The organism is Halomonas sp. B23F22_20, from assembly GCF_043496985.1.
In the GTDB taxonomy this organism is placed as follows: domain Bacteria; phylum Pseudomonadota; class Gammaproteobacteria; order Pseudomonadales; family Halomonadaceae; genus Halomonas.
In genome coordinates, this window is record NZ_JBIEKH010000001.1 from 16356 (window position 1) to 36961 (window position 20606).

The 20606-nt window shown below is 68.3% G+C and carries 16 protein-coding genes and 1 riboswitch; of the genes, 6 read left to right on the plus strand and 10 right to left on the minus strand.

The genetic code is table 11. The features are described from left to right. Positions 1 to 26: 26 nt before the first annotated feature. Entirely contained in the window at positions 27 to 2198 is a 2172-nt protein-coding gene (gene pta, locus ACGTN6_RS00080) for a phosphate acetyltransferase (protein ID WP_394589185.1), read from the minus strand. Further along, positions 2195 to 3403 carry an acetate/propionate family kinase gene (locus tag ACGTN6_RS00085; RefSeq protein WP_394589187.1) on the minus strand — a complete coding sequence of 403 codons (1209 nt, stop codon included), beginning with the start codon at positions 3401 to 3403 and terminating at the stop codon, positions 2195 to 2197. The genes pta and ACGTN6_RS00085 overlap by 4 nt, the downstream gene beginning before the upstream one ends. Positions 3404 to 3564: 161 nt before the next feature. Here ACGTN6_RS00085 and ACGTN6_RS00090 point away from each other — a divergent pair, with 161 nt between their 5' ends. The 3 genes from ACGTN6_RS00090 (at position 3565) to ACGTN6_RS00100 (ending at position 6399) form a co-directional block, all read left to right on the plus strand. Beyond that, positions 3565 to 4059, plus strand: coding sequence for a porin family protein (locus ACGTN6_RS00090; protein ID WP_394589188.1), 495 nt, complete (start codon positions 3565 to 3567; stop codon positions 4057 to 4059). A gap of 226 nt (positions 4060 to 4285) precedes the next feature. Beyond that, a complete protein-coding gene (locus ACGTN6_RS00095; RefSeq protein WP_394589190.1) occupies positions 4286 to 5185 on the plus strand; it encodes an HAD-IIB family hydrolase in 900 nt (299 codons plus the stop codon). Then, the gene (locus tag ACGTN6_RS00100; RefSeq protein ID WP_394589191.1) at positions 5182 to 6399 is read left to right on the plus strand and encodes a glycosyltransferase family protein; all 1218 of its coding nucleotides are present in this window, start codon (positions 5182 to 5184) and stop codon (positions 6397 to 6399) included. Before ACGTN6_RS00095 ends, ACGTN6_RS00100 begins: the two co-directional genes overlap by 4 nt. A gap of 177 nt (positions 6400 to 6576) precedes the next feature. Here the strand turns inward: ACGTN6_RS00100 and ACGTN6_RS00105 are convergent, their stop codons facing one another. Further along, on the minus strand, positions 6577 to 8415 hold the full coding sequence (locus ACGTN6_RS00105) for an alpha-amylase family glycosyl hydrolase (RefSeq protein ID WP_394589193.1): 1839 nt from the start codon (positions 8413 to 8415) through the stop codon (positions 6577 to 6579). Between ACGTN6_RS00105 and ACGTN6_RS00110 the strand changes: the two genes are divergently transcribed. Both ACGTN6_RS00110 and ACGTN6_RS00115 read left to right on the plus strand, forming a co-directional pair. Then, a complete protein-coding gene (locus tag ACGTN6_RS00110; protein WP_394589194.1) occupies positions 8414 to 8551 on the plus strand; it encodes a hypothetical protein in 138 nt (45 codons plus the stop codon). The two genes, ACGTN6_RS00105 and ACGTN6_RS00110, sit on opposite strands and share 2 nt — an antisense overlap. A 68-nt stretch (positions 8552 to 8619) precedes the next feature. Further along, entirely contained in the window at positions 8620 to 11133 is a 2514-nt protein-coding gene (locus ACGTN6_RS00115) for a heavy metal translocating P-type ATPase (RefSeq protein WP_394589195.1), read from the plus strand. 75 nt (positions 11134 to 11208) lie between these two features. Here the strand turns inward: ACGTN6_RS00115 and thiC are convergent, their stop codons facing one another. The 7 genes from thiC to ACGTN6_RS00150 form a co-directional block, all read right to left on the minus strand. Further along, the gene (thiC, locus tag ACGTN6_RS00120; protein ID WP_394589196.1) at positions 11209 to 13104 is read right to left on the minus strand and encodes a phosphomethylpyrimidine synthase ThiC; all 1896 of its coding nucleotides are present in this window, start codon (positions 13102 to 13104) and stop codon (positions 11209 to 11211) included. 77 nt (positions 13105 to 13181) lie between these two features. Continuing rightward, positions 13182 to 13294, minus strand: a riboswitch (TPP riboswitch). Between the two features lie 270 nt (positions 13295 to 13564). After that, positions 13565 to 14233, minus strand: coding sequence for a thiaminase II (gene tenA / locus ACGTN6_RS00125; protein WP_394589197.1), 669 nt, complete (start codon positions 14231 to 14233; stop codon positions 13565 to 13567). 289 nt (positions 14234 to 14522) lie between these two features. Continuing rightward, complete coding sequence (gene mdoH, locus ACGTN6_RS00130; RefSeq protein ID WP_394589199.1) at positions 14523 to 16436, minus strand: glucans biosynthesis glucosyltransferase MdoH; 1914 nt, start codon at positions 16434 to 16436, stop codon at positions 14523 to 14525. After that, positions 16423 to 17976 (minus strand): OpgD/OpgG family glucan biosynthesis protein, encoded by a 1554-nt coding sequence (locus tag ACGTN6_RS00135; protein ID WP_394589201.1) that lies wholly within the window; start codon positions 17974 to 17976, stop codon positions 16423 to 16425. The genes mdoH and ACGTN6_RS00135 overlap by 14 nt, the downstream gene beginning before the upstream one ends. Positions 17977 to 18145: 169 nt before the next feature. Further along, positions 18146 to 19075, minus strand: coding sequence for a lysophospholipid acyltransferase family protein (locus tag ACGTN6_RS00140; RefSeq protein ID WP_394589202.1), 930 nt, complete (start codon positions 19073 to 19075; stop codon positions 18146 to 18148). A 3-nt stretch (positions 19076 to 19078) separates the two neighbouring features. Beyond that, complete coding sequence (locus ACGTN6_RS00145; protein WP_394589203.1) at positions 19079 to 19459, minus strand: DUF4870 family protein; 381 nt, start codon at positions 19457 to 19459, stop codon at positions 19079 to 19081. A 58-nt stretch (positions 19460 to 19517) separates the two neighbouring features. Further along, the gene (locus ACGTN6_RS00150) at positions 19518 to 19898 is read right to left on the minus strand and encodes a VOC family protein (protein ID WP_394589205.1); all 381 of its coding nucleotides are present in this window, start codon (positions 19896 to 19898) and stop codon (positions 19518 to 19520) included. Between the two features lie 40 nt (positions 19899 to 19938). On the opposite strand from ACGTN6_RS00150, the gene ACGTN6_RS00155 reads away from it, so the two are divergent. After that, on the plus strand, positions 19939 to 20583 hold the full coding sequence (locus ACGTN6_RS00155; RefSeq protein ID WP_394589206.1) for a class I SAM-dependent methyltransferase: 645 nt from the start codon (positions 19939 to 19941) through the stop codon (positions 20581 to 20583). Positions 20584 to 20606: the final 23 nt, after the last annotated feature.

Sequence of the window (20606 nt, forward strand, 5' to 3'; positions counted from 1 at the left end):
TGACAATCGCACGCCGCTGTCGCGATTCAAGTGCCCTGGGCCGCCTGAATGGCGGTCAGGGCGATGGTGTAGACGATGTCGTCGACTTCGGCGCCCCGGGAAAGATCGTTCACAGGCTTGGCGAGTCCTTGCAGCATGGGGCCGATGCTGAGCACGTGGGCGCTGCGCTGGACGGCCTTGTAGGTGGTGTTGCCGGTGTCGAGGTCGGGGAACACGAACACCGTGGCACGGCCGGCCACCGGTGAGCCCGGTGCTTTCTGGCGGGCGACGCTTTCGATGGCCGCGGCGTCGTACTGCAGCGGGCCGTCGATGATCAGCTGTGGATCGCGCTGCCGGGCCAGCCGGGTGGCCTCGCGCACTCGCTCGACATCGGTGCCGTGCCCTGACTCCCCGGTGGAGTAGCTGAGCATGGCCACGCGTGGCTCGATGCCGAACGCGGCGGCGGAGCGGGCGCTCTGCAGGGCGATATCGGCCAGCGTGGCGGCGTCCGGGGTGGTGTTGACGGCGCAGTCGCCGTAGACCACCACCTGCTCGGGCAGCAGCATGAAGAAGACCGAGGAGACGCGTCGATACCCGGGAGCGGTACCGATCAGCTGGAAAGCGGGGCGCAGGGTGTTGGCCGTGGTGTGGGTGGCCCCTGCCACAAGGCCGTCCACTCGGCCCTCGGCGAGCAGCATGGTTCCCAGCACCACGTTGTCGTGAAGCTGAGCTTCGGCAGTCGGCGCATCGAGCCGGCCGCGCCGACGTGCCACCATCGGCTTGACCAGGCGGAGACGTACGCTATCGGGATCGAGGATGCTCAGTGAGTCGGGCAGCGTCAGGCCTTGGCGACGAGCCACTTCGGTGATGGCCTCGCGGCGGCCGAGCAGGATGCAGTCGGCGATGCCTCGTTGCTGGCAGCGGATGGCTGCTTCCAGCACGCGAGGCTCGTCGCCTTCGGGCAGCAAGATGCGGCAGCGTGCCTGCTGGGCAAGGGTGATCAAGCGGTGGCGGAAGGCCGCCGGCGAGAGGTGACGAGGTACGCCGCGGCTCAGGGTATCGCGGAGCCAGTCCAGGTCCAGGTGAGCGGCCACGAAGTGAGCCATGCGTTCGGCTCTAGGCGTGTCGTCGACGGCGATGTCGAGGCTCATCCGATCCAGCCGGCAGGCCGCGGCATGGCTGTCGTCGTCCACTATCAGCAGGGGCAACCCGCCGTCCAGCGCTGGTCGGCAGGCGTCGAAGATCGGGCCTGCGGGGACGTTGCCGTGGGTCAGCAGCAGTCCCGCCAGCGGGATGCCGTTCATGGCCGCCAGCGCCGTGGCCAGCAGAATGTCGTCTCGATCGCCCGGGGCGATGATCAGCTCGCCCGGGCCGAAAGCGGTAAGTGCATGGGCGGCGCGGCGTGCACAGAGGGAGCTGCCCAGGACGCGTCGTTCGGCGGCCTTGCCGAGGTGTAGGGTGCGAGCGCCCAGTTCGCGTGCGACATCCAGGGTGCGTGGGGCACTGAGTGCCGGATGGAAAGGCACGGCGCCGACCAGCGTCGGCAGCCCGGGGGCGAAGTCGGCCAGGCGTCGGCGCCAGGCAGCGAGCCGCTCTCGAGCCTCGTCGGGAGGCGTCTCGATGGTCGTCTTCTCACCGGGGCTGAAAGCCGATTCCGGCAGCCGCATCAGCAAACAGCCCAGCAGGCGGGGCTCTCCTTCATCCTCGATGGCCTGGGCGTGCAGGTCGAGCCTCTCCGCAAGCGCCTGTGCCTCTGTCGGTTGGCCATCGGCGACCAGCAGGATCTCGGCGTCCAGGGCGCGAGCCAGCTCGGCGTTGAGCCGCGGTGCGTAGCCGAGCTTGGGCCCAGGGGCCAGCCCTTCGACCAGGATCAGCGCCGGGGCAGCCCCCGCCCCGGGGGACGCCAGGGCGGCATGGCGTGCGACCGCCTGTTCCATCAGATCATCGAGCCGGTTCTCTCGCAGCAGGCGCTCGAGCTCCGATCGCGACAGCGGCTCGGGGGGCGACAGGCCTTGAAGGGTAGCGAGCAGCGCCGAGGAGCGGTCCAGCCCTTGGTCGCCGGGCAGTGCGTCGTCGCTCGGGCTGTCCTGGCGGAAAGGCTTGAGGAAGGCGGTGCGTACGCCGAGGCTGTCCAGTGCCCGGACGAGCCCCAGGCTGGCGGAGGTCAGGCCTACGCCGGCGTCGGTGGGCACCAGCAGGAGGGTACGGATATCGCTCATGGTTGACGGGTCTCCAGCAGTCGCCGGGTCTCGGCGGCGATCTGCGCCTCCTCGTCGGCGGGAATCACCCACAGTTCGGGGCCGCGCCCGGCATCGATGCGGCCCTCGCGTCCGTTGATGGTGCCGGCGTTGGCCGCGGCATCCAGGCACACGCCGAAATGAGGCAGCTGGGCGATGACCGCGGCGCGCACAGCGGCGGCATGCTCGCCGATGCCGCCGGTGAAGGCGATGCCGTCGAGGCGGGGCAGGGCACAGGACAGCGCGGCCAGGGCCTTGGCCACTCGGTAGCAGAACACCTCGATGGCCAGGCGGGCGCCCTCGTGATGCTCGGCGGCGGCCTGCTCCAGGCGTCGCATGTCGTGGGACAGTCCCGAGAGGCCCAGCAGGCCGCTCTCGTGATAGAGCAGGCGGTCGATGCGCGCCAATGACCAGCCCAGGCGGCGGGCCAGATGCGAATGCAGCCCGGGGTCGACGTCGCCGCTGCGGGTGCCCATCACCAGGCCCTCCAGGGGCGTGAGCCCCATGCTGGTATCGACGCTTTCGCCCTGCCACACGGCGCAGGCCGAGCAGCCGTTGCCCAGGTGGGCGATCAGCCAGCCGCCGTCGCCTGTGCCGCTGAGCCTCACCAGGCGCCGGCTGACATGGGCGTGGTTGCTGCCATGGAAGCCGTAGCGGCGAATGCCGTGTCGGCGATAGAGCGACTCGGGGAGGGCGTAGCGATAGGCGCGCGGCGGCAGGGTGCGGTGAAAGGCGGTGTCGAAGACCGCGACCTGGGGCAGGTCGGGATAGTGGCGGCGGGTCGCCGCAATGCCTGCGAGGTTGGCGGGCAGATGCAGCGGGGCGAGTTCGCGCAGGGCGTCCAGGGCGCGGAGCACGCCATCGTCGATCCGGGTAGCGGCGACGAAGCGCTCGCCGCCATGGACCACGCGATGCCCTACCGCGAGCGGCGCAGCCCCCTCGAGTCGTGTCAGCACGGTGGCCAGGGCCTGCCGATGATCGGCGCCAGGCAGTGCCTCGGCGAAGGCTTCCCCCCGGGTATCGGTACCGACCAGCCGGGCATCGACGCCGCCTAGCCGTTCGACGAGCCCCGACAGGCGCGGGGCATCTGGCTCGGCGGGCACCAGGGCGTACTTGAGCGATGAGGAGCCGCAGTTGATGACCAGGATCGGATCGAGCATCTGATTGACGTTCCCTGCCGTGTGCATGATGTCTCGTGCCGAATCTAGCATCGTCGGCGTGGCGCTGGCTTGCAGCGGTCGGCGATATCATGACGCCGGTCAAGAGGCTGGCCGTGGCAAAGGGATGGGGGGTGTACCAGACTAGGCGATGCGCAGGGGAAACATTGTTTCCCAACAGGAGTATCATCATGAAGACCTTTGTGATTCCCGTCGCCGTGTCATGCCTGATCGCGGCCACCGCCGCCCAGGCCCAGAGTCGCTATCAACAGAGCTTCTACCTTGGCGGAGATGCGCTGTTCTGGGAGCTGGACCCGGATGGCGGCGGCAACTTCGACAGCACCGGCCTGCGGCTGCGGGCCGGCGTGGCCTTCAACGACTACCTGGCCCTGGAAGGGCACCTGGGAACCGGTGGCTCCGACGGCCCGGTAGAGATGGACTACCTGGCCGGCGGCTACGCCAAGGGCATGCTGCCGATCTCCCCGGACTTCACGCTGTACGGCCTGCTCGGGGCGACCGAGGTCGAGTTCGACAGCGAGGACACCGAGAGCGACGTCTCCTATGGCGGGGGCGCCAGCTATGCGCTGATGCCGAACCTCTCGGTGGACGCCGACTACATGCGCTATCTCGACGAATCGAACTACGACTTCAATGCCGTCAGCCTGGGCGCCACCTATCACTTCTGAGCCCGCTCCGGCAGCACCTCCCTCGACGCCCTCGCCCTCCGGCGGGGGCGTCGCGCGTTGGGGCGTCGGGCTGCACCGCAGTAATGCGCTTGCCCCGTCGTGGTGCAGGCCGCCCGTCGCGGGGTCGACGCCGCCGTCACCCGGCGGCCTGACGGCGCCGCTCGCGGGGAAATTGGCATGTTATCTGCAACGTGCCTCGTGACCACGAGAAACACGAGGTGTTGCCATGTCCCGCTCTTCGCCACACGCCGAGACCGCCGGTCCGCGGCTGCTGTTCACCGATCTGGACGGCTCGCTGCTCGACCATCTCAGCTATGACTGGTCGCCGGCCGCCGAGTCGCTGTCCGGGTTACGTCGGGAGGGCGTCCCGGTGATTCCGGTGACCAGCAAGACCCGCAGCGAACTGCTGGCACTGCGCCAGGACCTGAACCTCACCGAGAGCCCCTTCGTGGCCGAGAACGGTGCGGTGGTGGGGCTGCCCGCTGCCTGGTGCCATGCCCGACTGGAGCGCACGCCGGGCCCCGATGGACTGGTGATTCGCACCCTGGGCGTCGATATCGGCTTCATTCGTCAGCGACTCGCGGTGTGGCGTGCACGACTGGGCGTGCATTTCACGCCGATGGGCGAAATGGGGCTCGATGACCTGGTGGCCTTCACCGGCCTTGCCGAGGGCGAGGCGCGCCTGGCCCGAATGCGTGAGGGCAGCGAGCCGCTGATCTGGGAAGACTGCGAGGCGAAGTTGGACGCCTTTCGCCAGGGACTCGCCGGGGATGGCCTGCACCTGGTACGCGGCGGGCGTTTCTGGCACGTCACCGGCGAGTCGGACAAGGGACAGGCGGTGACCTGGTTGACCGAGCGCTATACCGCGTTGCGCGGGGTGCAGCCGCAGACGCTGGCACTAGGCGACGGGCCCAACGATATCGCCATGCTCGAGGCGGTGGACCAGGCGGTGGTGATCCGCGGCTGCCATGGCCTGGAGGTAGCGCCCCGTCAGCCCAAGCTGTACCGCAGTCGCGCCGTCGGACCCGCCGGCTGGGCGGAAGGGGTCGATCACTGGTGGGGGCGAGGCGAGCGCCGGCCGCGGCCGGCGCTGAGCGTGGCCGAGGCGGGGAGGGCCACGGCATGAGCGATTTCCATCAGAACGGCATCATCACCGACTTCCACAACCTCACTCGCCGGCCCCTCGAAGCGCTCGAGGCCGACCTGGTCGGATTCTCGAAGCAGCGCCCGATGAGCCTGATCCTGCCGTCGCTGTTCTCCGAACTGGAGGGGCCGGCGCTGGCGCATATCGTCGACGAGCTGGCCCGAGTGCCCTATCTCTCGGAGGTGGTCATCGGCCTCGATCGGGCCGACCGGGCCCAGTTCGACAAGGCCCGCGCGTTCTTCGCGCGGCTGCCCCAGCGTCATCGCATCCTGTGGAACGATGGCCCGGGGCTACGCGCCCTGGACGCCGAGCTCGAGGAGCAGGGGCTGGCGCCCCAGCAGCCGGGCAAGGGGCGCAATGTCTGGTACTGCGCCGGCTACGTGCAGGCTTCCGGGCGCAGCGAAGTGGTGGCGCTGCACGACTGTGACATCCTGACCTATGATCGCGGCATGCTGGCGCGGCTCTTCTACCCGGTCGCGCATCCCTACTTCAACTACGAGTTCTGCAAGGGGTACTACCCGCGAATCGCTGATGGGCGACTCAACGGTCGGGTCTCGCGGTTGATGGTCACGCCGCTGCTGCGCGCGCTCAAGCAGATGTTCGGGCCGCTGCCCTACCTCGATTACCTGGACTGCTTCCGCTACCCGCTGTCCGGTGAGTTCGCCATGCGCAGCGAGGTGCTCGACGGCATCCGCATCCCCGCCGATTGGGGACTGGAGATCGGCGTGCTCTCGGAGGTGCATCGCCACTACTCCACCCGGCGGCTATGCCAGGTGGATCTCGCCGATGCCTACGATCACAAGCATCAGCCAGTCTCAGAAGAGGACGCCTCCGGCGGGCTCAACCGCATGAGCCTGGATATCGCCAAGGCGCTCTATCGCAAGCTGGCGACCCAGGGCGTGACCTTCAGTGCCGAAGGGTTTCGCACCCTCAAGGCCACCTACTATCGCATGGCGCTGGACCTGATCGAGGCCTACGATCACGACGCGCGGATGAATGGCCTGAGCCTGGATCGCCACAGCGAGGAACGGGCCGTGGAGCTGTTCGCCACCAACCTGCTCGAGGCCGGCAGCGTGTTCCTCGACAACCCCGGTGAACGCCCCTTCATTCCCAGCTGGAACCGGGTCAGGGCGGCGATCCCCGACCTGCTGCCGCGCATGGCCGAGGTGGTCGAGGCCGACAATGCCCCGGGCTGAGCCCGGGGGGCTCGGAGCTGGAAGAGCCGGGCTTCGCCCGGAGCGGGAAGATCGTCCGCTTCGCGGCCGTAAGCGGGAAGCTGGAAGAAAAACCTCGACCCGATGATGGCGGGGGCATGCTGCCTTCCAGCTTCCAGCTTCCAGCTTCCAGCTTCCAGCTTGCGGCTTGCGGCCGATTCACCAGCCGCTGTTTATCAACCAAAGAGCCCCGTAGGGCGGCAGGGTGTCCTCCGCCCGCCATGTTTCGCCGCCCAATCGATCCCGCCAGTCGCCCTCGTTCAGCGCTTCCAGGCCCAGCGGCTGTGGGCGGTCGGTGACGTTGTGGATCGCCAGCAGCCGGCGCCCGTCGGCGAGTGGACCGCGTTCCACGACCAGCAGCGTGGCGGGCGTCTCGATCACCCGTTGGGGCACGTCGGGGTGAAAGCAGGGCTCGTCGCGTCGCACCTCGAGCAGCCGCGTCAGGGCCGTGAAGGCCTGATGGGTCGAGGTATGGGGGCTGTCGAGCAGCCGCTCCAGGGCGCCGCGGTCCCAGCGGTGGCGGTTGATCGAGCGTAGCCGGCCGCTGCGTTCCATGCCTTCTAGGTCGTTGAGGGTGCCGGTCAGCGCATGCAGGTAGAGGGCGGGGATGCCTTGCAGGCCGAGCATCAGCTGCTGGCTGCACAGGAACCGCGGTACCTGCCAGGGGTCGGCTCCCCGACGCGTGCCCTTCATGGCGTCGAACCAGGTGATGTTGATCTCGTAGGGCGAGTCCTCGCCGTCGTCCCGGGTGCGCATGCTGACGAAACCGCCGAAGCGATGCATCAACTCGAGCAGTGCCTCGACCTCGTGATGGGGCAGCCAGCCCTCCAGCGGGCGCACGCCGATGCCGTCGTGGCTAGCGGTGAAGTTGAGGAAGCTGCAGCCCGGCGGCAGCGCGGGCAGGCTTTTCAGCCAGGCCGCCAGGGTGGCTGCCTCGCCGCTGGTGAAGGTGTGCAGCAGCAGCGGCGGCAGCGGGAACTGATAGACCAGATGGGCTTCGTCGGGCGGCGTGTCAGGGGCTTGCTGCTGGTGGCGATCCTGATGTTCGAGACTCTGATCTTCAAGATCCTGATCTTTAAGACCCTGATTTTCAATACCAAAGTAGCTGATGTTCTCGCGGTGCGGAACGTTGGTCTCGGTGAGTATCAGGGTGCCCGGGGCGACGTGATCGACGATGGCGCGCAAGAGCCGGACTACCTCGTGGGTCTGGGGGAGGTGGATGCAGGAAGTACCGACCTCCTTCCACAGGTAGGCGATGGCATCGAGACGCACCACGCGCGCGCCTTGGCACAGGTAGAACAGCAGGATGCCGACGAACTCCAGCAGCACGTCGGGGTTGGCGAAGTTCAGATCGATCTGGTCTTCGGAGAAGGTCGCCCAGAGACGGCGGGGCCCGCGACGGGTGGGCACCTTGACCAGCAGCGGCGAACTGCGAGGGCGTACCACCGCCGAGAGATCGCTGTCGGGATCCATCTCGATGAAGTAGTCGCGCCCCGGCAGGTTGCCGCCGAGGTAGTCGGCGAACCACAGCGACTCCCGGGAAACGTGGTTGAGCACCAGGTCGACCGTCAGGTCGAGGCGCTCGGCCAATCGGCGTACCTGGGGCCAGTCGCCCAGTTGAGGGTCGACCTCGCGATAGTGAACGACCGAGAAGCCGTCGTCGCTGCTCCAGGGAAAGAAGGGCAGCAGGTGCAGGCCGCTGAAGGTCTTGGCAAGCCTGTCGACGAAGAAGTCGTCGAGCACCTGGAGCGGCGCTCGGTCGCCGTCGAGCAGGCTGTCGCCGTAGGCGATCAGCCACTGGTCGCGCTCGCTCCAAAGCGGCCGGGCGGCGGGCGTTTCCCCATTCGAGGGCGTCGTGGGGGCCTGATGCTCCAGCAGGGTGAGCAGTCGGCGCAGCACCTCGTCGGCCCGTGGGCCGTAGAGGTGCTGCAGGTGACGGTGAGCCCGCTCGCGGAAGGCGTCGGCGGCCAGCGGCGTCGAGAGGGAAGGAGTCGGCATGGGCGATCGCCTCGCGATGGGGGGTTACCAGTACATGCAGGCCGCGTGCCATATCGCGGCCGTCGACGGCATCGTCGCGCCAGATACCGCGAGCATCATGCGAGGAGTCGCGGGCAAGATCGATGTCTTTGCTTGAGTCTATAGCTACTAAAGGGATTACGCTGCGACCAACATCGAGATTCCGAAACTGCCCAGGAGGCTGATATGGCGTGTGACGCCGCGGGAAAACAGAGTCGTCGCCACCATTGGCGTGTCGAAGGCATGGACTGCCCGAGCTGCGCCGGCAAGATTCGCGGTGCCCTGGAGCGCCTATCGGGCGTGGCCGACGTGCGGGTATCGGTCATGCAGGGGGCGCTGGCGCTGGAGCTGGAGGTGGACAAGACCGCCCCCGAGACCGTTGAGGCGCTGGTCGAGCGCCTGGGCTACGGCATCGCGCGTAGCTCCTCGCCGGACGAACCCACCGCCGACGCGACCGACGACTGCTGCTCGGCCAGCCGGGCAAAGGCCGCCGGCGAGGGCGATGTGGAAGTGCCCGATACGCCAGCGGGGACTGGCGGGCCCCGGACCTGGTCCGTGGCCGGCATGGATTGCCCGAGCTGCGCGTCGACCATCCGCGGCGCATTGGAACGGCTCCCCGGCGTAGAGAATATCCGCGTGTCGGTAATGAACGAGACGCTCACCCTGTCGTTGGACGAGGCCCGAACCGCACCCGAGACGATCACCGCCACGGTGCGCCGGTTGGGTTATGAGGCCTCGCTGGACGACGCCGAGGAGACGAGCGCCGGTGACACGCCCCGACGCCGCTGGTATGCCACCGCCAAGGGGCGACTGGTGCTGGCGACTAGCGTGGCCTTGGCTGTCGCCATGCTGCTGCGCGTGACCGTCGGCGAGGCGGTGGCCCACTGGGCCTTCCTTGCGGCCTGCCTGATCGGCCTGGGGCCGATCGCCAGGCGGGCGGTCACCGCGGCGCGGGTCGGCATGCCGTTCACCATCGAGATGCTGATGACGCTTGCCGCCGGGGGCGCGCTGATCATCGGCGCCGCCGGGGAGGCGGCCATGGTGGTGCTGTTGTTCTCGATCGGCGAGATCCTCGAAGGGGTGGCGGCCGACCGGGCTCGTTCAGGCATTCGTGCGCTGGCCGATCTGGTGCCGCGGGAAGCGCTGCTCGAGGTCGCCCCCGGAGAAACCCGCGCGGTGGACGCCGCAAGGCTCGCGGTCGGTCAGGTGGCGGTGGTGCGCCCCGGGGATCGGATTCCTGCCGATGGCCTCATCCTCGAGGGTCGCTCGGCGATCGACGAGTCGCCGGTGACCGGCGAATCGGTGCCCCGCGCCAAGGGCGAGGGAGATGAGGTCTTCGCCGGCTCGATCAATCACGAGGCGGTGCTGCGGCTGCGCGTGACCCGGCCGCCGGAGGACAACACCATCGCCCGTATCATCCGGCTGGTGGAGGAGGCCCAGGAGGCACGCGCGCCCACCGAGCGCTTCATTGATCGCTTCAGCCGCGTCTACATGCCGGCGGTGGTGGGGTTGGCGGTACTGGTCGCGGTGGTACCGCCGCTGGCGTTGGGTGGCGCCTGGGGCGAGTGGACCTATCGGGCGCTGGCGCTGCTGCTGATCGGCTGCCCCTGCGCGCTGGTGATCTCGGTGCCGGCGTCGATCGCCTCGTCGCTGTCCACCGGGGCGCGGCGCGGGCTGCTGCTCAAGGGCGGTGCGGTGATCGAGGCCGCCGCCCGCACCGAGGTGGTCGGCTTCGACAAGACCGGCACCCTGACCGAGGGCCGGCCTCGGGTGACCGACGTGGTGGCCGCCGGCGAGGTGCATGATGCCGAGGCCGTGATCGGCCTGGCGGCGAGCCTCGAGCAGGGGGCGAGCCACCCCCTGGCGCTGGCGGTGCTCGAGCATGCGCGGTCGATCGGCGTCGCGCCTTCGCCGGTCGGCGAGGCCCGGGCCCTTCCCGGGCTGGGCGTCGAGGCCCGGCGTGACGGACGGAACGCCTTCCTCGGCGCGCCGCGTCACGTGGCCCAACGCTGGTCGATGCCCGAGTCGCTGGCCGCGAGCGTCGAGGCGCTGGAAGCCGAGGGCAAGACGGTGATCGTGGCGGTCGAGGAGGGCGTTGTGCTGGGGGCGATCGCCATGCGCGACGAGCCTCGGGGCGACACCGCCAACGGCGTGGCCGCGCTGTCGGCGCTCGGCGTGCGCGCGGTGATGCTCACCGGCGACAACGATCGCACGGCGGCGGCCATCGCCGGGGCCATCGGGATCGAGCGTCGTGCCGAGCTGATGCCGGAAGGCAAGGTCGAGGCGATTCGCGAACTCGCCGGGGGCGAGCGAGTGATGATGATCGGCGACGGCATCAACGATGCCCCGGCACTCGCCAGCGCGCATGTCGGCGTGGCCATGGGCTCGGGCACCGACGTGGCGCTGGAGACCGCCGACGGGGCCCTGCTGCGCAATCGGGTGGGCGACGTGGCGGCGATGATCCGACTGGCTCGGGCGACCATGGCCAATATCCGCCAGAACATCGCCATCGCCCTGGGCCTGAAGGCGCTGTTCCTGGTCACCACCGTGCTGGGGATCACCGGGCTGTGGCTGGCGATCCTGGCCGATACCGGGGCGACCGTGCTGGTCACGCTCAATGCCCTGCGGCTACTCGGCTTCGCGCCCGGCGGTCGAGACTCGCAGGAGGAACCGGCGGTCGGTGCCGCCTCGACAACCTGAAGCTGAAGGCGTCTCGACGAAAAAACGCCGCGTCGGCTGATTGCCGGCGCGGCGTTATGCGTCAGAGGCGTGAGGTCAGACCTCCTTGTACAGCTCGGCGCCCTGGTCGCGGAACTTCTCGGCCTGCTCTTCCATGCCGCGTTCCACCGCCGCGCGGTCGCCCTCGAGGCCGTTTTCCGCGGCGTAGTCGCGCACCTCCTGGCTGATCTTCATCGAGCAGAACTTGGGCCCGCACATGGAGCAAAAATGGGCGACCTTGGCGGAGTCCTTGGGCAGGGTCTCGTCGTGGTACTCGCGGGCGGTGTCCGGATCGAGCCCGAGGTTGAACTGGTCCTCCCAGCGGAACTCGAAGCGTGCCTTGGACAGGGCGTTGTCGCGACGCTGGGCGGCCGGGTGGCCCTTGGCGAGGTCGGCGGCGTGGGCGGCGATCTTGTAGGTGATGATGCCGGTCTTGACGTCGTCCTTGTTGGGCAGGCCCAGGTGCTCCTTGGGCGTGACGTAGCAGAGCATGGCGCAGCCGTACCAGCCGATCATCGCCGCGCCGATGCCGGAGGTAATGTGGTCGTAGCCCGGTGCGATGTCGGTGGTCAGCGGCCCCAGAGTGTAGAAGGGTGCCTCGTCGCACTCGGCAAGCTGCTTGTCCATGTTCTCCTTGATCAGGTGCATGGGCACGTGGCCGGGGCCCTCGATCATCACCTGGACGTCGTGCTTCCAGGCGATGCGGGTCAGCTCGCCGAGGGTCTCGAGCTCGGCGAACTGGGCCTCGTCGTTGGCGTCGGCCACCGAGCCCGGGCGCAGGCCGTCGCCCAGCGAGAAGGCCACGTCGTAGCGCTTGCAGATCTCGCAGATCTCCTCGAAGTGCTCGTAGAGGAAGCTCTCGCGGTGGTGGTAGAGGCACCACTTGGCCATGATCGAGCCGCCGCGGGAGACGATGCCGGTGGTGCGCCTGGCGGTCAGCGGCACGTAGCGCAGCAACACGCCGGCATGGATGGTGAAGTAGTCGACGCCCTGCTCGGCCTGTTCGATCAGGGTGTCGCGGAACACTTCCCAGGTCAGGTCCTCGGCCACGCCGTTGACCTTCTCCAGCGCCTGATAGATGGGCACGGTGCCGATCGGCACCGGGGCGTTGCGGATGATCCACTCGCGGGTCTCGTGGATGTTGGCCCCGGTGGAAAGATCCATGATGGTGTCCGAGCCCCAGCGGATGCCCCAGGTCATCTTGTCGACCTCGTCCTCGATGGAGGAGGTCACCGCCGAGTTGCCCAGGTTGCCGTTGATCTTCACCAGGAAGTTGCGCCCGATGATCATCGGCTCGGACTCCGGGTGGTTGATGTTGCAGGGGATGATGGCACGGCCGGCGGCGACCTCGTCGCGCACGAACTCCGGGGTGATTTCTTCGGGCAGGCGGGCGCCGAAGCTCTCGCCCGGGTGCTGGTGGCCGAGGATGCGCTCGACTTCCTCGGTCCCGAGGGCTTGCCTGCGTTGATTCTCGCGGATGGCGATGAACTCCATCTCGGGGGTGATGATGCCCTGGCGCGCATAGTGCAGCTGGGTGACGTTCCGGCCTTCCTTGGCGCGCCGCGGCGTGCGCGTCAGGTCGAAACGCAGCGGGGCGAGCATCGGATCGTTGGCCCGGCGGCGGCCGTACTCGGAGGTCGGGCCGTCGAGGAACTCGGTGTCGTCGCGGGCCTCTATCCAGCCTCGGCGCAGTTCCGGCAGGCCGCGGCGCAGGTCGATGTCGGCCTCGGGGTCGGTGTAGGGGCCTGAGGTGTCATAGACCAGCAGCGGCGGGTTCTGCTCATCCGGGCCCACGCCTGAGGTGCGGGTCGGCGAGAGGCTGATCTCGCGGAAGGGCACGCGAATATCGGGGCGCGAGCCCTCGACATAGATCTTGCGCGAGCCCGGCAGGGCCTGGACGGCGGCGGCGTCGACGCGGGCGCTCTCGGCGAGGAAATGATCGGTCTTTGCCATCGGTCGGTCTCCCTTTGCTTGGGTAGTGTTATCAGGGAGGACAGCTGGGGAGGACATTGGCCGCAGGCACCGAGCCCGGCGGCGTGTCGCTTGATCCCTACGCTGGTCCTAGCCAGTTCAGGTTCAACGGGACCCATGCTCGAGTGCTGCATGATCTCAGCCGTCTTCAACGGCACCCCGTCAAGCGTGGTGGTGCCCGCCGCGATGGCGGGCCGTGTCATCATCTTTTATCTGGTGCATGTGGCCCGGGGCTGATCCGGCGACAGGTCTACGAGGGGGCGCTGTGAATACCTCCCTGTACGCTACCGACGCCCTGCTGCGCTCTCGCGTCCTGCTCCGCTTGCAGGGCCGGTGCTGGCCATCCTTGGCCAGCCCGTTCGGAGCAGTGCTCCTCACCCCTGGCGTAGGACCCCCTCTACGACCCGTCCCCGGCGCCCCTGATTCAGCCGGCAGGTATCTCTCAGTCCGCGCGATCCAGCCCCATCTGCCAGAAATCGATCTCCAGCCGGGTCGCGTCGCGGAACAGCCGTGCCAGTTGCTCGAAGCGCGCCGGCGTCACCTCGGCAAGCCTCGCGTCCAGCCAGGCGATCTCGGCGCGCATGGCGGCCTGGAACTCCTCGCTCTGGTACATGGCGATCCAGGGCTCATAGGGGTTGGCGTCGCCGCGCACGGTGAACGGCTGGGCCTGAAGCCAGTTCGCGATCTCGCCATAGCCGACCAGGCAGGGCGCGAGCGCCACCCGCAGGTCGAGCAGGTCGCCGCGGCTGCCGGCATCGAGCACGTAGCGGGTGTAGGCCAGGGTGGCACGGGCTTCGGGCAGGGCTGCCAGGTCGTCTTCGGTGATGCCCCAGTCGCGGCAGAAGCCGCGGTGCAGGTCCAGTTCGACGTCGAGAATGGTCTTCAGGCCGTCGAAGGCCTGGTTCAATTCGGTCAGGTCGCGGCTCTTGTAGGCGGCCAGGGCGTAGGCACGGGCGAAGTGGATCAGGAACAGGTAGTCCTGCTGCAGGTAGTGGCGGAAGGCGTCGCCCTCGAGTGTACCGGCGCCGAGGGTGCGCACGAAGTCATGCTCGATATAGGCGCGCCAGTCGTCCTGGCAGGCGGCGGTGAGATCTCTGAAGCGGTAGCCCATCTTGCCTCCGTTGCGATCGGGATCCGGAGGGTGGGCACAGGGGAATAGGGAGGCAGGGCCGGCGAGAACATCGAGGAGGTGCCGGTCCCTCCGCCTGATTCCCTACGCCGGTTCACGTGCGGCCGTGCCGCACCCACCCGGATCAGGTTCCACGGGACCAGCGCTTGGGCTCTCGGACTCTTGCGAGTTCCTTCTCAGTGAGCCTGCGCCATCTCAGCCGGTTCCACCGGCACCCCGTCAAGCGAGTCGAGCCAGTCTAGCAGGTTGGTCGCGGACGAACACCCCCGGGTCATTCCCCGAGGGTGGGCCGCCTCTCGGTGACCGGCGGCCGGGCCCAGTCCCGGGTGAAGGATTGGGTCGGCATGTCGCAGGGCCGCTCGTTCGGTGTTGGCGAGGGCTCGAGGCCGTCCTCGACCACCGGCGGCGGAGTCTCGTCGCGCAGCACCGGCGGCGGTGCCGTCTCGCTGGGTACCAGCAGCAGGCCGCGTCGGCGTAGCCCGCGGCCTAGGGACAGGCTGCTGCTCCATCGCACTAGCGGGGCGGCCAGCATCAGGCCGAGCCATACCGGGGTCAGCCACCAGAAGAAGGTCGGTGTGTACCACCAGGTAATGCCGGCCCACAGGGCGCCGGCCAGGGTGCCCGGCCAGGTATGGCGCAGGGCCTCGCGCCAGGGCAGGGCGCGCCCCTCGCGGGACTGGGGATCCCAGGCCACGGTGCGGCCGCCGAGCACCTCGATCACGAAGCGGCTGTGAAAGACCATCATCAGCGGCGCGATCAACATCGCGAACAGGGCCTCCAGCACGGCGCTGGCCACCAGTCGGGCGCGTCCGCCGTGCTGGGCCGGGTTGCGTCGCAGGGCCAGGCAGACGCCCAATACCTTGGGCATCAGCAGCATCGCCAGGGTACCGCCGAGCAGCGGCATGATCAGGTTGGGCGGGGCGATCGGCCAGTCGGGGAACAGCTGGGCATTGGAGGTGAAGAAGTTGGGTTCGATCAGCGCGCGCATCAGGGCGTCGATGGTGCTGACCACCAGGATCGCCAGCCAGATCAGCGACGACAGGTAGGCCAGGGCGCCGCACAGGAAGTGCACGCGGCTGAGCATGTGCAGGCCGCGCCCTCCCAGCAGGCGCAGGTGCTGCAGGTTGCCCTGGACCCAGCGGCGGTCGCGCTTGGCATAGTCGAGCAGATGGCTCGGCATCTCCTCGAAGCTGCCGCCGAGGTCGGTACGCATGCGCACCTCCCAGCCGGCACGTCGCAGCAGGGCTGCCTCGACGAAGTCGTGGCTGAGGATGTCACCGCCCAGCGGGGGGCGGCCGGGCAGCTCGGGCAGGCCCGCATGCCGGGTGAAGGCCTCGACGCGCAGGATAGCGTTGTGACCGAAGTAGTTGGCGGCGTCGGACTGCCAGAAGCTCAGCCCGGTCGCCAGCATCGGCGAGTAGACCGCCGCCGCGAACTGGTTGGCGCGGCCGAACAGGCTGTCCTGACGGATCGGGATCGGTACCGTCTGCAGCAGGCCGAGCCGTGGGTTGGCCTCCATCTCCGTGATCAGTTCCTGCACGGTACTGCCGCTCATCACGCTGTCGGCATCCAGCACCAGCATGAAGTCGTAGTGGCGCCCCCAACGTCGACAGAAATCGCCGAGATTGCCGGCCTTGCGCCCGGCGTTGCTGTCGCGATGCCGGTAGTGGAGCCGGCAGTGATCGGCCAGCCGCTGCTGCAGGGTCGCCAGGACGGCTTTTTCGCGGGCCACGATGGCGGCATCGGTACTGTCGCTGAGCACGAAGACCTCGATGTGGCGATCGGGGGTGATCGGCGGCAGGTCACGGCAGGTCGCCTCGAGGCCGGCGGCGACCCGCTCGACGTCCTCGTTGTGGATCGGCATGACCAGGGCGGTACGCGAGTGGGCATCGTCGGGGCGTCGTGGCGACGATGCCCGAGCCAGGCTCAGCGGGTCGCGGCCGGCGAGCGTCAGCGTGAAGCCGATCACGCCGCTCCAGAAGGCGATGACGATCCAGCCGAAGGTGACGCCGAACAGCGCCAGGATGGCGAGTTCCAGGGGCGTCAGGCCACCGACGTGGAGGATGCGGAACATCGTCCACATGCCCAGCCCGGTGGTGGCGGCGACCAGCAGGGCGAAGCCCCATCGGCGAGTGCGACGCCAGGGGACATGGGCCATACCGGCCACGGAATCAGCGGCGCTCATCGGGGTACCAGACATAGTTCCAGGTTTCGGTCAGCGGTTCGCCATGCAGCGTCAGGGCCAGGCGCATGTCGGCCGGGGCGTCGTCTTGCGGGGCAAGGCGGAAGTCGGCGCGCCAGGTGTCGCCATCGGGCAGGCGCTGGACGCGCGGCTCGAGGATCTCGCCGCTGGAGGTGGTCAGCCGCGCCTCTACCGGCTGGTCGACATCGAGCCCCTGGAGGCTGGGGCCCTGGAAGTCGACGATGAAATGGCGCCGGCTGGCCGGAGGCGGGTCGCTCTGCCCAGGAATCGCCCCCCATCCCTGCCGGGTGCGGATCACGTGGGCCAGGCGCTGGTCGGGCGGAGTGGCGCCGAAGGTGCGCAAGCGATAGCGGAAGGTGCGCGATTCACCTGCCGCCAGGGGCTGCTCGGGGATCCAGTAGGCGGTGATGTTGTCGTTGGCCTCGCTGTCGGAGGGGATCTCGACCAGCTCGACGTGTCCCTTGCCCCAATCATCCAGGGGCGTGACCCACTCGCTGGGGCGTTGCTCGTAGCGGGCCTCGGCGTCCAGGTAACCGTCGAAATGGCGCGGTCGTTGAACCAGCCCGAAGCCCTGCGGCGAGGCGTCCTGAAAACTCGACAGGTGTAGCTTCTCGGGATTGCTCAGCGGGCGCCAGACACGCTCGCCGCTGCCGGTGTGAAGCGCCAGGCCGCTGGAGTCGTGGACCCGCAGCCGGTAGTCGTCCGCCGGGTAGCCGGCGATGCCACCATGCATGAACATGCTGGTCAGCGGGGCGATGCCCAGCTTGGCAATGTCCTCGCGGGCGAACAGTCGCGCCTCGGTATCGACCACGGTCTGGCTCCCCGGGGCGATGTCGAAGCGATAGGCGCCGGTGACGGAGGGGCTGTCGAGCAGGGCGTAGACGGTCATGCGAGTGTCGTCGGGGCCGGGTTCGACCAGCCAGAACTCCCGGAAGGCCGGGAATTCCTCGCCGCGGGGCTCGGCGGTGTCGATGGCCAGGCCGCGGCTCGAGAGCCCGTAGCCCTGTCCTCGGCCGACCATCCGGAAGTAGGACGCGCCGAGGAACACCATGAACTCGTCGTGATAGTCGCCGCTGTTCAGTGGGTAGTGGAGCCGGAAACCGGCATGGCCCAGGTCATCGAGGTCCAGCTCGGCCAGGCCGGCAGCATCGCCCTCGTAGCGGAAGCGAGACGGATCGAAGGGCAGGTGGCGTACCTCGCCGCTCGGCTCCACCAGGTTGAGCTCGACCGGATGGTCGTAGAGGAAGCCAGGGTGGAACAGCTGCACCTGGAACAGCCCCTCGGTGTCTTGCCACAGGGCCCGTTCGGGGCGGAACCGGATCTGGCGATAGGCGTCGTAGTCGAGCTCGGCCAGCGCAGACGGCAATTCGCCGGCGGGAGCTTCGTAGGGGGACTCGGCCAGGCGCTCGGCCCGGTCGGTGACCGTCTTGAACAGCGCTTCCTCGGTCTCGGGCGCCGCGTTGGCTTCCATGGCCAGTGCCGCGCCCAGCGAGAATGCCAGGAAGCGGATCAGCGATGTCATATAGTGACTCTCCTCGGGATCCCGCCGGCGTTCCCTGCGCAAGCCGGTCCTCGGGGGTCATGTCGTCGTATCGTTATCGTTTTCTCAGGATCGCTATCCATGAAAGGGTAGCGTTTGTCCGGGGTTGGTCAGCGCTTGGCAGGGATGGTTCCCTGCATGGCGTCGATCATCAGTAGAGTCGGTGGCGCTTCCAGTCCGGGCTGCCCTCGGCTTGCTGGGGCGTCTTGCGGTAGCGCTTGTATTCCCACTGGTACTGGGGTGGATCCAGGGCGATGGCGGCCTCCACGCAGGCGTTTACTCCGGCCGCCGAGGTGGTCTCGTCGGCGGAGTAGACGCGCTCGTCGGCGGCCAGGAAGTGCAGCGCGAAGCCGCGGCCGGGCAGGCGTCGTGCCACGCCGGTGACGACCCGGGCCTCGGTGCGGGCCACCAGCTTGGGCAGCAGGGTGGCGGTGTAGGCTTGTCGACCGAAGAAGGGCGCGAAGACGCCGCTGCCCCAGCTCGGGGTCTGATCCGGCAGGATGCCCACCGTCTCGCCGCGCTTGAGGGCCTTGAGCAAAGCGGCCACGCCGCGCGGGTTGGTGGGCACCAGGCTGGCCCCGCGACGTTCGCGGCCCCGGCGGATGATCGGGTCCAGGGCGGCGAGCTTGGGCGGCTCGTACATGGCGGTGAAGGGGAAATTCCCGGATAGCCAGAAGTTGAGCACCTCCCAGTTGCCGAAGTGGGGGGCCAGGACAATGACGCCGCGCCCCTCGGCGCGGGCCTCATCGAGCAGCTCGCGGCCGTGGACCTCGAGAATGCTGGCCTCAACCGTCTCGGGCTTGCCCATCCAGGCCAGGCCCAGCTCCAGCATGGTGGCACTGGAGTGGACCAGACTACGGCGGGCCAGACGGCGGCGTTCGGCTGGAGAATGGTCGGGATAGGCCTGGGCCAGGTTGATGCGGGTTACCCGGCGCTCCCGCCGGCTGCCGACCTGGACCAGCGGGCCGACCAGGCGTGACAGTCGCCACAGCCCGGCCGGCCGCCAGTGGGCGAGCGTTCGCCACAGGCCGGCGATCAGCCGGGCCTGGAGACGACCGTCGCTGTCTTGCTTCTTCGTCATCGGTTAGATCAGCCAGGTGTCCACGTTACCCGGGGCGCGCTTTTCCTGTAGGCCCTTGAAGCCCTTGACGCAGCGGATGATCAGCCATATCGCCAGGGCGATCAGCAGCGGGAAGCCGATCACGATCAGCGTCAGCAGGGCGGCCACGGTGCCGTAGAGCAGGCCGATCCAGAAGGTGCGAATCTGATAGCGATAGTGCTCGTCCAGCCAGGCCGGCCCCTTGCCACGGTAGACATAGGCGATCACCACGCCGACCAGGGAGGTGAAACCGACCACGAAGCTGGCCAGGTACAGGGCGTAGATGACCATGGCCATGGTGGTATCAGGGGCGCGGGGAGACTCGGCGACCTCGCGGTCGTGGTCCAGGGGGGCGTTCTCGTTCATGGGTCGTCCTTGAGAGTGAATGTGGGGGCCATGATACCGGTCGTATGCCGGGATGCCATCATCGCAGGGGACGACTGATTTCCAGCAGGTTCCCGTCTGGGTCGCGCAGGTACAGCGACTCGAGCTCACCGGTGGCGCCCTGGCGGCTCACCGGGCCCAGTTCGACCTCCACCGAGAGCGCCTCCAGATGACGCTGGACCTCGTCGAGGGGGAGCTGGCTGCGCAGGCACAGGTCCAGGCTGCCAGGCGTGGGAGTGGCCGCTCGAGGCTGGATGTCGGTGGCGGTCCAGTGCAGGCGCAGGGCCATGTCGCCGAGCATCAGGTCCACGCGCTCCCGGTCGCGATAGCGGGCGTCCAGCCCCAGTACCCGGGTGTAGAAATCCACGGCGCGGGAAATATCGGTCACGGTGATGACCAGATGATCCAGACCTGACAGCATGCATGCCTCCTGAGAAGTGTGTCCTGCCACAGAGAATACGATGATGCAGACCTGTCCGCTATGCGCATCCGTCGAGCACCTGCCCTTCCATCGCGATGCGCGGCGCGACTATCGCCGCTGCCGGCAATGCGAGCTGGTGTTCGTGCCGGCTCACCAGCGCCTCGGGCCGGAAGAGGAGAAGGCGGTCTATGACCGGCACCAGAATTCGCCCGACGATCTCGGCTACCGCCGTTTCCTGTCGCGACTGTTCGACCCGCTGCTCGCCAAACTGGCGCCGGGCGACCGGGGGCTCGATTTCGGGGCCGGCCCGGGACCGACGCTGTCGGTAATGTTCGAGGAGGCCGGGCATCCCATGGCGATCTTCGATCCGTTCTACGCGCCGGATGCCTCGGTACTGGCGTATCGCTACGATTTCGTCACCGCCACGGAGGTGGTCGAGCACCTTTTTGCTCCCGGCCAGGAATTGGAGCGCCTGGTGGGGTTGCTGGCGCCGGGCGGTTGGCTGGGGTTGATGACCAAGCGGGTGAGCTCGGTCGAGGCCTTCGCCGGTTGGCACTATATCCTTGATCCGACCCACGTGTGCTTCTTCAGCGAAGGGACATTCCACTGGTTCGCCGAACGCTGGCAACTGAGGGTGGAATTTCCGGCCGACGACGTCGTATTGCTGCAGCGTTCAGAAACATGAAGGTTTCGATAACATGCGGTTAT